The following is a 16171-nucleotide window of genomic DNA, read 5'->3' as shown; positions in this document are numbered from 1 at the left end:
AAAAATGAAAGTCCTGAATTAATTCAAGACTTTTATTTTTTAAAACTATTTTATTTTGTAAAGGAGAATTTAATAATGAAAACAGCCTTAAAAGAAAGAAAGGATGTAGATAAGTCACTTACTTGGGATTTATCTTCACTTTACAAAACGGAGAAGCAATATAATTTAGCGTTGCAAGGGTTAGAGGAACTTACGGTAGAAATAGAAAAAAACTATAAACATAAATTGAACAACGCTAATATTATAAATGAGTGTTTGGACAAAATGAGGGTTGTTATGGAAAGTGAAGATCTTGTAGAAAATTATGCAAGTCTTCAAGTTTCTACAGACCAAGCTAATGTAGAAAATCAAGCTAGATATATGAAGTCCATTAACGTATTAGCTGATTTAGAGAGCAGACTAAGCTTTGTAAAAAGCGAAATTAATGAAGTAGATGATAAAATAATAGAACAAGCGATTGAAGAATCAAAAGAAAATGAACATTATTTACGTGAGATAAAAAGATTTAAAAAACATTCATTACACCCAGAAGTTGAAAAGGCATTATCCGCTTTATCTGGAACATTAGATTCTGCTTATTCAACATATGAGACAACTAAATTAAGTGATATGGATTTTGAAAATTTTATTGTAGATGGCATCGAATATCCTCTTAGCTATGTACTTTTCGAAGATGAATGGGAATATGAGACTGATAGTAAAATTAGAAGAGCGGCTTTTAAAGCATTTTCTTCAAAACTCGGAGAATATAAACATACAGTAGCAGCACTTTATCAGACTCAGGTTCAAAAGGAAAAAACAATAGCCTCTCTTAGAGGATTTGATTCTGTTATAGATAGTTTATTATTTCCTCAACAGGTAGAGAGAGAATTATATGATAGACAAATAGATATAATCATGGAAAAGCTAGCACCACAGATGAGAAAATATGCAAAATTAATCCAAAAAATTCATAATATTAATGAAATGACATTTGCAGATTTAAAGCTTGAAGTAGATCCAACCTATGAGCCAACAATATCTGTGGAGGAATCAAAACAATATGTTGAGGGAGCATTATCGGTTTTAGGTGAAGATTATGTAGAGATGGTAAAAAAAGCTTATGACGAAAAATGGATCGACTTTGTTCAAAATAAAGGGAAATCAACAGGTGGCTTTTGTGCTACTCCTTATGGTAGTCATCCTCTAATTTTATTATCTTGGACTGAGAAAATGAAAGAAGTATTTGTACTTGCTCATGAATTAGGTCATGCAGGTCATTTTACGCTAATTAACAAAAATCAAAATATTTTTAATGCGTTGCCATCATTATATTTTATAGAAGCACCATCTACTATGAATGAGATGCTTATGTCAAATTATCTTATGAAAACAAATGAGGAGCCTAGATTTAAGAGATGGGTTTTATCTTCTATGATAAGCCGTACTTATTATCATAACTTTGTAACGCATTTATTAGAGGCAGCGTATCAAAGAGAAGTTTATAAAATAATAGATGCTGGCGGAAGTGTGCAGGCCGAAAATCTTAATGAAATAAAAAAAGGGGTTCTTAAAAAATTCTGGGGAGATTCTGTGAAAATTGTTGATGGTGCAGAACTTACATGGATGAGGCAGCCACATTATTATATGGGACTTTATCCATATACATATAGTGCTGGACTTACAATAGCTACGCAGGTAAGTAACAGAATTTTAAAAGAAGGTAAGCCTGCTGTAGATGATTGGAGAAAAGTATTAAAAGCAGGAGGAACTAAATCGCCCATAGAGCTTGCTAAAATGGCAGGAGTAGATATAACAACTGACAAACCTCTATTAGATACTATAGAATATATAGGAAATATAATTGATGAAATAATAAAACTTACAGAAGATATGGATGTTATTCACTAAAATTTAGGCATACTAGGTGTAGTTGTGGCGTTTATTGTTAGGGATACGTTTGTATGAATCAAGCCTTTTAGTATGATGAAAGACTAGCTAGGTATATAATAATATATCTGTTATAATAGGAATAAATATTTGAATATTTCGAAGAATTAGATGAAATTAAAATCAAAACATTATTATTTTAAAATAAAAAAGTAATAGAAATAAGATTATATTAAGGATGTGGGTTAAATGAGCAAATTAGAAAAGATAATTGAGTATAATAAAAATTTTGTAAAAAATAAAGATTATGAAAAATATATAACAACTAAAATACCTAAAAAGAAAATGGTGATATTAACCTGCATGGATACTAGATTAACAGAATTATTACCAAAGGCTATGAATATAAAAAATGGTGATGCAAAAATAATAAAGGATGCAGGAGCAACTGTTATGCATCAGTTTGGTGGTGTAATGAGAAGTATATTAGTTGCAGTATATGAATTTAAAGCGGAAGATATTTTTGTAGTAGGGCATCATGGTTGTGGAATGAGTAATTTAGATACAACTGAGGTTGTTAATAAAATGATGGATATGGGAATAAAAAAAGAAACATTGCTAACATTATACAATGCAGGAATTGATGTTAAGCGTTGGCTTCATGGATTTGAATCAGTTGAGGGCTCTATAAAAGAAAGTGTAAGTAGGATAAAAAGTCATCCTCTACTTCCAGAAAACATAAAAGTACATGGGCTTATTATGAATCCAGAAACAGGAGAAATAGAAGTTGTGATAAATGGTGATGAATAGATACAAAACAAGAATAGGATGTGAAATTTGTGGATAGTGAAAAGCAACAATTAAGTGTTGAAGTGGCACGACTATATTATCAGTCAGATTATAGCCAACAACAGATTGCGCTACAACTTGGAATGTCAAGACCGACTATATCTAGGCTTCTTCAATATGCCAAAAAAAAAGGTTATGTAAAAATTAGTATTATTGATCCATTTGATGATTTAGATAATTTAGCCTATGAATTAAAAGAAAAATATGAATTAAATGATGTTCATGTTGTTTTCTCACCTAGGGATGATTATGTTTCTAGCAGAGAATATATTAGTAAAGAAGCAGCAGAATATTTACAAGGAACCATAAAGAATGGAGATATTATTGGGGTAAGTTGGGGAACAACAATGTATGAAGTTGCAAAAAGACTTATGCCGCAAAGTGTTAAAGGTGTAGAAGTGGTTCAGTTAAAAGGTGGAATTAGTCATTCAGATGTAAATACATATGCATCAGAAACAATTGCTCTTTTTGCTGAAGCTTTTAAGACGGTTCCAAGATATTTGCCTCTGCCGGTAATTTTTGATAATGCCATCGTGAAACAAATGGTAGAAGAGGATCGTCATATAAAAAGTACTATGGAAATGGGGATTCAAGCTAATGTAGCTATCTTTACCGTTGGAACTGTTCGTGATGGAGCTTTACTTTTTCGTTTAGGTTATTTAAATGAAAAAGAGAAAAAAATTTTAATGGAAAAGAGTGTAGGAGATATTTGTTCACGCTTTTTTGATGAGAATGGTGAAATATGTGATGAACAAATTAACAATCGTACCATAGGGATATCCATAGATGAGCTTAAACAAAAGGAGAAGTCTATTTTAGTTGCAGGTGGTAAACTAAAATTGAAAGCTATCAAAGGAGCATTAAAAGCTAAAAGTGCCAATATACTAATTACAGATCAATATACTGCAAAGAGACTTTTAGAATAATATTTGAACAAAATTTCATGTATAGCTTTACAAAGTTTCAAAAAAGCCTTATTATAAAATTATAATAAGGCTTAAAAAGGAGGGTTATAATTAATATGGAATATGAAAAATTAGTTTCACAGGCTTTACAGGCAAGAAAAAATGCATATGCTCCTTATTCTAATTTTAAAGTTGGTGCAGCTGTACTAACTGATGACGGAAAGATATTTACAGGGTGTAATATTGAAAATGCATCATATGGTGCTACTAATTGTGCTGAAAGAACAGCTATATTTAAAGCCGTTTCTGAAGGTTATACAACTATTAAGGCAATTGCTATAGTAGGAGTACAAAATGACTATACTTATCCTTGTGGTATTTGTAGACAAGTAATAGCTGAATTTGCAACAGACGATACTAAAATAATTTTAGGTAAAAATGATACTGAATATTTAGTTAAAACATTAGATGAAATATTACCAGGAGCTTTTACTAAGAAAGATTTAGGCAAGTAAGAAAATATCCTGTTGATGGTTAACACGAATAATCAAACTTAAAAGCATATTTTTATAATTGTTAAAGTAAAACAATTATACAAAATATGCTTTTATTTTCGAAATTTAGTTATATGATTTTATAACTACTTTATCCTTAATATAGAAGTTTAAAATAGTCAAAATCTAACTATAAAATGTCTTAAATAAATAAAATGAACAAAATTTCACTTTGCTCTTTACAAATGTTCAAATAAGATTTATTATAAAAGTATAATAAAGATGAAAAGGAGATTTACAATGAATATTGCTACAATTATTGATCATACTGAACTTAAACCAGATGCAACTAAGGAACAAATATTACAATTAATAAAAGAGGCAAAAACAAACAAATTTTCATCCGTTTGTGTAAATCCAAAATGGACTAAAGAGGCAAGCCTAGGATTAAAAGATAGTGGGGTCAGTGTATGCGTTGTTATAGGATTTCCACTTGGTGCAAACACAACTGAAACAAAAGCATTTGAAACAAGTGATGCAATTAAAAATGGAGCAACAGAAGTCGATATGGTTATTAGTATCGGTGAACTAAAGGATAAAAATTATACATATGTTGAAAATGATATTAAGGCTGTTGTTGAAGTCGCAAAAGGAAAAGCGCTTGTAAAAGTTATTATTGAAACTTGTCTTTTAACAAAAGATGAAAAAATAAAAGCTTGTGAGCTCGCTAAAAAAGCAGGAGCAGATTTTGTAAAAACATCAACAGGATTTTCAAAAGGTGGAGCAACTGCTCAAGATGTTAAATTAATGCGTGAAACAGTAGGGACAGAAATGGGTGTAAAAGCTTCAGGTGGTATTCATACCAAAGAAGAGGCTACACAGATGATTAATGCTGGTGCAAATCGTATTGGAACAAGCTCAGGTATTTCTATTATTTCATAAAAAATGAAAAGGAAATTAACAATAATATTACTTATTGTTAATTTCTAAAATAATTTGCCTTTTGTGTAAACGTTATATAAATTATGTAAATATTTAGGGGGAATCAAAATGAAATATATTATTGGAATTATAGGTTTAATTGTTGTCTTAGGCCTTGCATGGATTACTAGTGCTGATAAAAAAAAGGTAAAATACCGACCTATCGTTGTAATGGTTATTTTACAATTCATACTTGGATTTATATTGCTAAATACTGGTGTTGGTAATTTTTTAGTAGGTGGAGTAGCAAGTGGGTTCGGCTTATTGCTTAAATGTGCTGCTGAAGGCGTAAATTTTGTATTTGGTGGATTAGTTAATGATAACCAATTTACATTTTTTATAAGTGTTCTTTTGCCAATAGTATTTATTTCTGCTTTAATTGGAATTCTACAGTATTGGAAGGTATTACCGTTTATAATTAAATATATCGGATTAGGGTTAAGTAAGATTAATGGTATGGGTAAGCTCGAATCATATAATGGAGTAGCCGCTGCTATTCTTGGTCAATCAGAAGTATTTATTTCAGTTAAAAAAGAACTAGATCTATTACCAGAGCATCGTCTTTATACCCTTTGTGCGTCAGCTATGTCAACAGTATCTATGTCAATAGTTGGTTCTTATATGGTTCTTTTAAAACCTAGATATGTTGTAACAGCTCTTATTTTAAACTTATTTGGTGGATTTATTATATGTTCAATTATAAATCCATATACAGTAACAGCAGAGGAAGATATATTAGTAGTTAAAGAAGAAAAAAAGCAATCATTCTTTGAAATGCTTGGCGAATATATTATGGATGGATTCAAAGTAGCCATCATAGTTGGAGCAATGCTTATTGGATTCGTAGCCATAATTGCTATGATTAATATGGCCTTCAAAGGTGTTTTTGGTATTTCTTTTCAAAATATACTTGGATATGTATTTTCACCATTTGCTGTTTTAATGGGGGTACCTTTTAAGGAAGCAGTACCTGCTGCAAGCATAATGGCAACAAAATTAGTATCAAACGAATTTGTTGCAATGACTAGCTTAGCAAGTATACATTTAACCGCAAGAACAACGGCTATTGTTTCTGTATTCTTAGTTTCTTTTGCAAACTTTTCATCCATTGGAATTATTGCAGGAGCAGTTAAAGGACTTAATGAAAAACAAGGTAATGTTGTTGCTAGATTTGGTCTAAAACTATTATTTGGTGCAACTTTAGTTAGTGTATTAACAGCAACTGTTGTTGGTTTAATTGTATAAGACAAAAGAAAGAAGGGGTTAAAATGGAAAAATTTAAAAGGATTCATATTATAGTGATGGATTCAGTCGGTATTGGTGAATCACCAGATTCAAAGGATTTTGATGATTTCAATGTTAATACATTAGCTCATATTGCGCAGAAGAAAAATGGACTTAATATGCCCAATATGGAAGCCCTGGGATTATCAAACATTTATGAAATAAAAGGCGTAGAAAAAGCAATTCATCCAAAAGCTTACTATACAAAAATGCAAGAAGCCTCTTGTGGGAAAGATACAATGACAGGTCACTGGGAGATGATGGGATTATATATCGATAAACCGTTTCGTGTTTTTCTAGATGGTTTTCCAAAGGAGTTAATTGAAAGGATTGAAACTTTTTCTGGTAGAAAAATTATAGGAAATAGACCTGCTAGTGGGACAGAAATCATAAAAGAACTTGGTGAAAGGCAGCTTAAAACTGGAGAGTTAATAGTATATACATCGGGAGATTCTGTGCTGCAAATTGCTGCAAATGAAGAAATTATACCATTAGATGAATTGTATAAAATTTGCGATTATTGTCGCAAGATAACACTAGACAATCCATATAAGTTAGGACGAATTATTGCTAGGCCATTTGTTGGTAAAACTGCAAATACTTTTAAGAGAACTTCTAATCGTCATGATTATGCGTTAAAACCTTTTGATAAAACAGTAATGAATTATTTGAAAGATGATAATTTAGACTCTATTGCAATTGGAAAAATTTCAGATATATTTCTTGGAGAAGGAGTTACAAAAGCAATTAGAACTACATCTAACATGGATGGTATGGATAAATTAATAACATTATTAGATGAAGACTTTCATGGCATTAGTTTCCTTAATCTAGTGGATTTTGATGCAGTTTATGGACATCGTCGTGATCCAATTGGTTATGGTGATGCATTAGAAGCTTTTGATAAAAGGTTACCGGAAGTCTTCGAAAAATTACAAGAAGATGACTTATTATTAATTACAGCAGATCATGGGAATGATCCAACTTATCGAGGAACAGATCATACAAGGGAATTTGTCCCACTACTTGCTTATTCAAAACGGTTCAAGGAAGGTAAAGATTTAGGAGTACGCAAAACATTTGCTGATATAGGGGCAACTGTTGCTTATAATTTTAATGTTAAAATTCCAAAGTATGGCGAAAGCTTTTTAGAAAAATTAAAATAAAAGGGTGGTAATAAAAATGAGAATGGTAGATGTAATTTCAAAAAAACGTGATGGTAAAGAATTAACAACTGAAGAAATTAATTTTTTTATAGAAGGGTACACTAATGGAAACATCCCTGATTATCAAGCAAGTTCACTCGCAATGGCTATTTATTTTCAAGATATGAATGATCGTGAGAGGGCAGATTTGACTATGGCTATGGTTAATTCTGGTGAAACTATTGATTTATCAAAAATTGAAGGTATAAAAGTAGATAAACACTCAACGGGTGGTGTGGGCGATACAACAACACTAGTACTTGCACCGCTTGTTGCTGCTTTGGATATACCAGTTGCTAAAATGTCTGGACGAGGTCTTGGACATACTGGCGGAACAATTGATAAATTAGAATCTATAAGTGGTTTCCATGTAGAGATTACAAATGATAAATTTATTGAATTAGTTAACCGTGACAAAGTTGCTGTTATTGGTCAAACAGGGAACTTAACTCCGGCCGACAAGAAATTATACGCACTTCGTGACGTTACTGGAACTGTTAACTCAATTCCACTGATAGCTAGTTCTATTATGAGTAAAAAAATTGCATCAGGAGCTAATGCAATAGTTCTAGATGTTAAAACTGGTGCAGGAGCTTTCATGAAAACGGATAAAGATGCAGAAAATTTAGCTCATGCAATGGTTCAAATTGGTAATAATGTAGGAAGAAATACCATGGCGATAATCTCTGACATGTCACAACCTTTAGGATTTGCAATTGGTAATGCACTTGAGGTAAAGGAAGCCATCGATACATTAAGAGGAGAAGGTCCGGAAGATCTTACAGAACTTGTCCTAACACTTGGAAGTCAAATGGTAGTGCTTGCTAAAAAAGCAAAAACATTGGAGGAAGCAAGAAAAATGCTTCTTGAAGTAATAAAAAATGGTAAAGCACTAGACAAGTTTAAAGTATTTATTAAAAATCAAGGTGGAGATGAATCAGTTGTAGATAATCCAGATAAATTACCACAAGCTAAATATAAAATTGATGTCCCTGCTTTAACTAGTGGTTTTGTATCTAATATGGTAGCTGATGAGATTGGTATTGCAGCAATGTTACTTGGCGCAGGTAGGGCAACAAAAGAGGACAAAATTGATTTAGCAGTAGGATTAATGTTACGCAAAAAGGTTGGCGACAAGGTAGAAAAGGGTGAAACTCTTATAACTATCTACGCAAACCGTGAAAATGTAGAAGATGTAAAGGCAAAAATATATGAAAATATCTCTATTAGTGATCATGCAACTAAGCCAACATTAATCCATGAAGTTATTACTAAGTAGTGTGTGAAAAGGGAAAGTGTATAGATGCTTTAAATTCTAGCGCTATAAGTATTGGGTTACTATCAGGGGTTTGGATCATACTAAGTACTAAACTTGGACTTATGGCTTGGGTTGGTTTTATGGGATGTACTAGTTATTATGCTGCTGGAAATCGATTTGTAAAAGGATGGAAGAAATCAGTGATATGTAATATGTCTGGAATTCTTTGGGCGATGATTGCTATTCAGTTTTCAAATATGCTTCCTATACCAGAACCAGTAGCGGTTATGACTACCATTATTTCATTTTTTATAATTGCGCAAGCTAAAATTCCATTTTTAGCATTTATTCCTGGAACTTTTGTAGGCTGTGCTTCCACTTTTGGAATGAATGGAAATTGGAAAGCTACAATAATGGCTTTATTAATGGGATCAGTTTTAGGAATAGTCTCAGATGTTGGTGGAGTTTTAATTAAAAAACTAACTGAGAGAAAATCAGATAAGACAATATCACAAGTTTCATAAAAAAATTATTGAGAAAACTAAAAATAAAGTTGACATCATATGATGTTAACTTTATTTTTATTTAAAAAAATTAAGTTTGTTTTAGATATCCTAATTTAACGAACTTTTTAAATTAGTTTATATGTCGAAAATTTAACATTTATGGGGTTTAACAAAGGTATAAAGTAATTAATTTATCAAACGATATACTAATTGAAGGAGAGAGAATTTATAGTAATACATATAAAAGTAAAATACGACAAATCTAGACATTAACAATATAACAATTAGTAATAAAAATGATATTGATTGGAGTGGATAAGGTTGATTAAAAAATTGTCTTTCAAAATGAAATTATTATTTACCATTTTACCAGCAGTAATAATTGGAATGTTAGTTCTAAGTTACACGGCCTTTTATCAGTTTAAGAAAACTATGGAAAGCGAAATTATTAGCAGTAGGGTAGAAAACACGAACGGCTTGTCAGAAAATATAAATTCTTGGTTAAATGGAAAGCTTCTTGAAGTAAGAAGTTCTGCAAATACACCTACAGCCAAATTAATTAATTCGAATTTAGGCGCTGTTGATAAATTTAATTCAGAGAGAATTAAGTTTTTAGAAAAAAATTATCCTGGTGAATACGATAATGCAGCGGCTACACTATTTAATAATGATGGAAAATCTAGGGCGCAATATTCTAATGGAAAACTTGTAAATGGTGATGTGTCTGAAAAACCATGGTATAAGGATTTAATGAGTGGTGCACCATATCTTATATCAAATCCAGTAGTATCAAAAGGGACTGGTAAAACTTTAGTAGTAGTGGGGGTTCCAATAAAAGATCCATCTGACAAAACTATAGGAACAATTATATCAGGAGTTAATCTTTCCTATATTCAGGATAAAGTTAAAGCTTTTAAATTTGGAGAAAAAGGATATAGTTTATTAATTGGAAAAGATGGAACAATTCTTGTAGATCCAGACAAAGAATTAGTGATGAAAAAGAAAATATCAGATATACCGGATGCAAACATGCAAGCGTTAGGTAAGGATATGCTTCAACAAAAATCTGGTATATTCAGATTTAGTAACGATAATGGGAAATACATAGTGTTTTATAATAAAGTTCCCTTAGCTGGTTGGAGTGTAGCTAGTGTAGTAGATGAAAGTGAACTTTTTGCTCCTGCTCAAAGGATGATGATAACTTTACTTTTAATTACGTTATTAATTGGGGTTATACTTGCTTTTATAATTGTGTTAATTGCGAAACGAATAGCATCACCTTTAACTAAATTATCTGAGTTCTCTGAACAAATTGCTTTAGGGAATCTTAGTAATAAATTAACTATGAATCAAAATGATGAAATTGGAAAAGTGGCAAATAGCTTGAATGGTACTGTAGCTAGCTTGAAAGATATGATAACATCAATAGGCGAGTCAGCTAGTGAAGTTGGATTACTGTCAAATAATTTATCATTAACAACAAAAGAATCTGCACGTGGAACGGAGGAAGTTTCTCAAACTATGCAAGAAATAGCTAGTGGAGCTGTTAAACAAGCTGAAAATGCAGGTAAAGCAACAACGATAACAAGCGAGTTAGCAAAAGATATAAATGAGGTTCTAGAGCAGTGCAGATATATGACAAATGTTGTAGAAAAATCTATGAAAGTAAGCAATTCGGGTGCACAGAGTATCAAAGATGCAGTAGATAGTATGGAAAGTATAGCTAAAACGAATAGCTATAATGTTGAAAGAACACATGATTTGTTAGAACAATCAAAAGAAATTGGGCAAATAGTGGATGTAATAAGTGATATAGCAGCACAAACTAATTTGCTGGCACTTAATGCAGCAATAGAGGCTGCAAGAGCTGGAGAACACGGAAAAGGTTTTGCTGTAGTTGCAGATGAAGTTAAAAAACTTGCCGAGCAGTCAAGTGAGGCTTCAAAGCGTATAGTGGAACTTATAAATGGAGTTCAGAACCAAGTTGAAACTATAGCTGTAACAATGGATAAAGGTACAAATGAGGTAGTGAGTGGTGTTCAAGTTGCAATCCAAGCTGGTAAAAATTTCGCTGAGATAGAAAAAGTTTTCGGTGAACTAGCTTCTACTGTACGTGATATGTCACAATCTACAAGTGCTATGTCTAAGAAATCAGATGTTACGGTTGAAGCTATAGATAGCTTTGCTGCTATATCAGAAGAAAATTCTGCTGCTACAGAACAGGTTACAGCATCCACTGAAGAGCAGACAGCTAGTATGTACCAAATAGGAGAAACAGCCAATAAATTGGATGATTTGGTTGAAAGACTTAAGGAAACGGTTAATAAATTTAAATTATAAGATGCCAATTGGCATATATAATGGTGTGAGAGGTCGGCTAATCAAATAATGATTAGCCGACCTCTTTATTGTAATGGATATTTTTAATCTATAATATGCATATTGAGTGGCATCATTAGATGTTTTACTAATATATTGTATGCAGTATCACCATCGCCTTGTTTAAGATAATGGAAAAATTGCTCATGCTCATCTAAAGTACTGTCAATACGCCCAGTAAGAGAGAGAGCTGTTGACGTTGTTAATTGGATCAAATACATAAGCCTTTGAAACATTTGACTGAATTCGCTATTGTCTACATAATTAATTAATGCAAGATGAAAATTGTGGTCATAATCCATAAAAGATTTATGTGAGTCATTAGAATTTTTTGTATTTTTCATACGATCTAACAGCTTACTTAAAGTTTTTATTAATTGCTGTCCTTTTTTGCTTTCTATTTCACTTGCAATTATATGGGTACAAAATCCTTCTATTGCACATCTTATTTGAATTGATTCTAGCATATCCTTTTCATTGAGTTGTCTTATCATAAATCCCTTGCTTGGAATAATTGTAATATATCCATCTTGGCTAAGACATTGAAGAGACTCTCTAATAGGAGTTCTTGAAATGCCTAATTCTGCTGCTAGTTTTGTTTCTGAGTATAGGACATTAGTATTAAGCTTCTTTGTGAGAATTTGATCTTTCACATAGTTGTAAGTCTGAGTTTGTAATGAACTTTTTGTATCAATATTTAAATTAGCCATAGTGTACACTCCCCTATATTACTATCATATACTAAAAAATATTTAAGGTCAATAAAAAATGCTTGACAGTATACCGACACACCGGTATACTGGTAACAAGAAAGTAAATGGTATTAAAATTAAATTTTAAGGAGGAAATATTATGAACTCATATAAAATGGGAAACTTAAAAGTAATCGATTTAACAAAGGTGTTAGATCCTAAAACAGAAAGTAGAAGATGTGGACTTACTAGATTTAACACAGGTGGACCAATTCCAGATTTTCATACAATTATGGATTTAACTAGTCATTTAGGAACTCATGTAGAGTGCCCATATCATCACAATGATAATTGGTCAGATGTAGAGTCACTTCCAATTACTACATTTATGGGAAGAGCGATTTACGTTAATATTACACATATGAAATCTAATGAAAAAATTAAGGCGATTGATTTGGAAAAGGCTTGTGGGGATAGAATTAAAGAAGGCGATATTGTAATCTTAGATTCACCTATGAAACTTGCTCCATTTACACCAGCATCCAATACAGAAGATGACAAAAGACTATTTATTTGCCGTGAAACTGCTCAGTGGTTGAAAGAAAAAGGAGTAAAATGTGTTGGCTTTGGTGATGGTGTATCAATTGAAAGCAATAATGAAGATGTAAAAGCTTTTCATGATGTATTGATGGAAGTAAATGTTGTATTTTTAGAAGTGTTAAAGAATTTGGAAGAATTATCTGTAGATACATTCTTTATGTCATATTCTCCACTTCCGATTATTGGTTTGGATTCATGTCCAATTCGTGCATATGCAATTGAGGGGTTAATAGAATTTTCTAAATAAAGAGAGGGTGCAAATATGAAAATAGCGATAATCGGTGCAGGTGCTATGGGGTCAATCTATGGTGGTTATTTATCAAAACACAATGAAGTTTATTTGGTAGATAATAATAAGGAGGTTGTAGATACAATTAATAAAGATGGATTAAAACTTGAAGAAAATGGCTCGGATGTATTATATAGGCCGAAAGCTGTTACATCAACTGACGGAATTGGAAAAGTGGATTTGCTTATTTTATTTGTTAAATCCTTATATTCAAGAGTAGCACTGCAAGAAAACGAAGGAATCATTGATAGTAACACTTATGTCATGACACTTCAAAATGGTGCTGGTCATGAGGATATTTTATCTGAGGTAGTCCCAGTTGAACGTATTATTATTGGTACAACAGAGGATAATGGTTCTATTCTTAAAATAGGACATGTTAGACATGGTGGAACTGGAAGAACAAATATTGGAATGCTCGCTGAAGATAAAAATGATATGCTTAATACATTAAAAAAATGTTTCGACGATTGTGGCTTTGATACAATAGTTCAAGATAATATTCAAAAATTAATATGGGATAAGTTATTTACAAATGTATCACTTAGTGCAGTTACTGGTGTATTACAGGTGAAAATGGGGTTTATTGCTGCAAATGCTAGTGCATGGAATTTGACAAGGCAATTAGTAAAAGAAGCAATAGCAGTATCGAATGCAATGGGACTTATATTTGATGAAGAAATAGTACTAGCAAAGGTTAAGAAAGCTTCAGAGGATTCTCCTAATGGATGTACTTCTATTTATACAGATTTAAATAATGGAAGACTAACAGAGGTAGATACAATAAGTGGATCAGTAGTGTCTGCAGCTAAAAAGTATGGAGTAGAAGTTCCGTCTCATAAATTTATTGTGAATATGGTTCACGCTATGGAACAAAGAAATAATTAAAAAATTTAAATGATTAAAATAATTGAAACAAGGAGATGTTTAATATGATATTTTCATCTATTTATTCAAAGGATGACGTTACGAAGTATCCAAAAGCCATTCAAACGGCTATTAAATATTTAAAAGAAAACGATTTTACAACTATGAAAGTAGGAGTTTATGAAATTCAGGGAAAGGATATTTACGCACAGGTATTTGACGCACAGACAGAACCTTACGATAAGAAAAGACCAGAAGTTCATGAAAAGTATGTAGATGTTCAGTTCATTGCTTCTGGAAAAGAAAGATTGGGATTTACTCCTGATATGGGCAAATATGAAGTTGATGAGAGAATCGATGATAGAGATTTGATTTTTTATAAGGGTGTTGAAAATGAAGGATTTATAGAAGCTACACCAGGATGTTATTGTATTTTCTTCCCGAGTGACGTACATAGGCCAGCAGTAATGGCTGAAGAAGCTATGATTGTGAGAAAAGTTGTTGTAAAGGTAAAAGTAGCATTATTAAAGTAAGAAAATATTATTTTTTTACTTTCTTTAAAATGAAAACGGTTTAAATATTTTTATTTAAAAAAAGGGGATGTAGATATGATTCAAAATACAAAAACACTCTCAAATATTCCATGTCAACGTTGGTTTCGTATTATTCCACCAATCATCATTGTTTATATTGTAGGTTTTATGGATCGTACTAATATAAGTTTTGCGATAGCGGGAGGAATGAGCAAAGAACTTGGAATGACTGCAAGCATATCTGGACTTGCTGCAGGTATATTCTTTATCGGATTTCTTTTTCTTCAAGTTCCAGGAGGATTGCTTGCAGAACGTAAGAGTGGTAGGAAACTTATAACTTATGTGGTTATAGTATGGGGTATTATAGCCACACTTGGTGGGTTTGTTCATAATGTAAATCAATTACTTATAATCCGTTTTTTATTAGGGGTTTCAGAAGGATGCGTTTTACCATGTTTGCTTACCATGCTAAGTCATTGGTTTCCCAATGAAGAAATTGGAAGGGCAAATGCTCTTTGTATAATGAATGTGCCAATAGCATCTATTATAACAGGACCACTTTCTGGATTTATTTTAGCTAGCTATAGTTGGAGATATGTTTTTATAATAGAGGGCATATTATCCTTATCTGTATTATTTGTATGGCTTCCAATGATAAGTGATAGACCAGATGATGCTAAATGGATTTCAAAAGAAGAAAAAGATTATATAAATCAGAAAATGCTAGAACAACAAGAAAGTGTAAAAGGAAAAATATCAGAAAAAGTTGGGTTTAAAGATATATTCCAAAGTAAAAATATGTGGAAGCTTGTACTATTAAATCTATTTTATCAAACTGGAATATATGGATTTTCATTATGGTTACCTACAACGCTTAAAAATCTAACTAATTCGGGAATGGCTATGGTTGGTATTTTGTCTATATTTCCATATATAGGTACTATAATTGGATTATATGTATTTGCTAATCTCTCAGATAAAAGTAAAAACAGAAAAAAATATATAATTATACCTATATTAAGTTTTGCTTTATGTTTATATTTATCTGTTCTATTTAAACAACATATGTGGGTTTCGTTTGCATTTTTGGTTGGTTGTGGAGTGTTTTTACAGGCAGCAGCGGGAGTGTTCTGGACAATTCCTCCAACTTTGTTTAGTGGAGATATGGCAGCAGCTTCTCGTGGGATTATAAATGCTTTAGGAAATTTAGGTGGTTTTTTAGGACCATATATAGTAGGCTGGTTTATTCAAAAATACAACTATGATTTTGCAATATACTTTCTTGTATGTTCATTAATAACAGCGGCCTTGATTACTTTAACTTTGCCTAAAAATTTAGGCGGAACTACTAAAATAAAGAATCAAGAATCAGTTGCAAATGTAAAAATTTCATAAGTGCTTAAATGTAAAAGGGGATAGAATTAACATGTTCTAAAAAGAACATAAAAATACAACACAAA

Annotated in this window: 15 protein-coding genes; 14 read left to right on the top strand and 1 reads right to left on the bottom strand. The window is 31.7% G+C overall.

Features of this window, described 5'->3' with window-relative positions:
* Nucleotides 1-75: 75 nt before the first annotated feature.
* The 10 genes from pepF to LL038_RS08720 all read left to right on the top strand — a co-directional run bounded on the left by pepF (nt 76) and on the right by LL038_RS08720 (nt 11691).
* Complete coding sequence (pepF, locus tag LL038_RS08765; protein WP_216125825.1) at nt 76-1890, top strand: oligoendopeptidase F; 1815 nt, start codon at nt 76-78, stop codon at nt 1888-1890.
* A 228-nt stretch (nt 1891-2118) separates the two neighbouring features.
* Nucleotides 2119-2679: a beta-class carbonic anhydrase gene (locus LL038_RS08760; RefSeq protein ID WP_216125823.1), complete on the top strand. Its 561-nt coding sequence runs from the start codon at nt 2119-2121 to the stop codon at nt 2677-2679.
* A gap of 29 nt (nt 2680-2708) precedes the next feature.
* Nucleotides 2709-3644 carry a sugar-binding transcriptional regulator gene (locus LL038_RS08755; protein WP_216125865.1) on the top strand — a complete coding sequence of 312 codons (936 nt, stop codon included), beginning with the start codon at nt 2709-2711 and terminating at the stop codon, nt 3642-3644.
* Between the two features lie 95 nt (nt 3645-3739).
* On the top strand, nt 3740-4138 hold the full coding sequence (locus LL038_RS08750; protein ID WP_216125820.1) for a cytidine deaminase: 399 nt from the start codon (nt 3740-3742) through the stop codon (nt 4136-4138).
* A gap of 279 nt (nt 4139-4417) precedes the next feature.
* On the top strand, nt 4418-5059 hold the full coding sequence (gene deoC, locus LL038_RS08745; RefSeq protein WP_216125817.1) for a deoxyribose-phosphate aldolase: 642 nt from the start codon (nt 4418-4420) through the stop codon (nt 5057-5059).
* A 108-nt stretch (nt 5060-5167) separates the two neighbouring features.
* Nucleotides 5168-6343, top strand: a complete 1176-nt coding sequence (locus LL038_RS08740; RefSeq protein WP_216125814.1) for a NupC/NupG family nucleoside CNT transporter — start codon at nt 5168-5170, stop codon at nt 6341-6343.
* A 23-nt stretch (nt 6344-6366) separates the two neighbouring features.
* Nucleotides 6367-7548, top strand: coding sequence for a phosphopentomutase (gene deoB, locus LL038_RS08735; protein ID WP_216125811.1), 1182 nt, complete (start codon nt 6367-6369; stop codon nt 7546-7548).
* A 16-nt stretch (nt 7549-7564) separates the two neighbouring features.
* Nucleotides 7565-8866 carry a pyrimidine-nucleoside phosphorylase gene (locus tag LL038_RS08730; protein ID WP_216125806.1) on the top strand — a complete coding sequence of 434 codons (1302 nt, stop codon included), beginning with the start codon at nt 7565-7567 and terminating at the stop codon, nt 8864-8866.
* Entirely contained in the window at nt 8866-9369 is a 504-nt protein-coding gene (locus LL038_RS08725; RefSeq protein WP_268056032.1) for a DUF1097 domain-containing protein, read from the top strand. Before LL038_RS08730 ends, LL038_RS08725 begins: the two co-directional genes overlap by 1 nt.
* Before the next feature lie 306 nt (nt 9370-9675).
* The gene (locus LL038_RS08720; RefSeq protein WP_216125860.1) at nt 9676-11691 is read left to right on the top strand and encodes a methyl-accepting chemotaxis protein; all 2016 of its coding nucleotides are present in this window, start codon (nt 9676-9678) and stop codon (nt 11689-11691) included.
* A gap of 83 nt (nt 11692-11774) precedes the next feature.
* Here LL038_RS08720 and LL038_RS08715 read toward each other — a convergent pair whose 3' ends face one another.
* Entirely contained in the window at nt 11775-12440 is a 666-nt protein-coding gene (locus LL038_RS08715; protein ID WP_253200330.1) for a GntR family transcriptional regulator, read from the bottom strand.
* Nucleotides 12441-12582: 142 nt separating this feature from the next.
* Here LL038_RS08715 and LL038_RS08710 point away from each other — a divergent pair, with 142 nt between their 5' ends.
* From LL038_RS08710 to LL038_RS08695, 4 genes are all read left to right on the top strand, one after another.
* Nucleotides 12583-13269, top strand: coding sequence for a cyclase family protein (locus LL038_RS08710; RefSeq protein ID WP_152752008.1), 687 nt, complete (start codon nt 12583-12585; stop codon nt 13267-13269).
* A 15-nt stretch (nt 13270-13284) separates the two neighbouring features.
* Nucleotides 13285-14199 carry a ketopantoate reductase family protein gene (locus tag LL038_RS08705; RefSeq protein ID WP_216125803.1) on the top strand — a complete coding sequence of 305 codons (915 nt, stop codon included), beginning with the start codon at nt 13285-13287 and terminating at the stop codon, nt 14197-14199.
* A 44-nt stretch (nt 14200-14243) separates the two neighbouring features.
* Nucleotides 14244-14711 (top strand): YhcH/YjgK/YiaL family protein, encoded by a 468-nt coding sequence (locus tag LL038_RS08700; protein WP_216125801.1) that lies wholly within the window; start codon nt 14244-14246, stop codon nt 14709-14711.
* A gap of 75 nt (nt 14712-14786) precedes the next feature.
* Nucleotides 14787-16106 carry an MFS transporter gene (locus LL038_RS08695; RefSeq protein WP_216125799.1) on the top strand — a complete coding sequence of 440 codons (1320 nt, stop codon included), beginning with the start codon at nt 14787-14789 and terminating at the stop codon, nt 16104-16106.
* Nucleotides 16107-16171 lie beyond the last annotated feature (65 nt).

It is taken from the genome of Clostridium estertheticum (assembly GCF_026650985.1).
GTDB classification, from domain to species: Bacteria; Bacillota; Clostridia; order Clostridiales; family Clostridiaceae; genus Clostridium_AD; species Clostridium_AD estertheticum_C.
The sequence above is the reverse complement of the archived record's forward strand: the minus strand, read 5'-3'. Positions and strand labels throughout refer to the sequence as shown.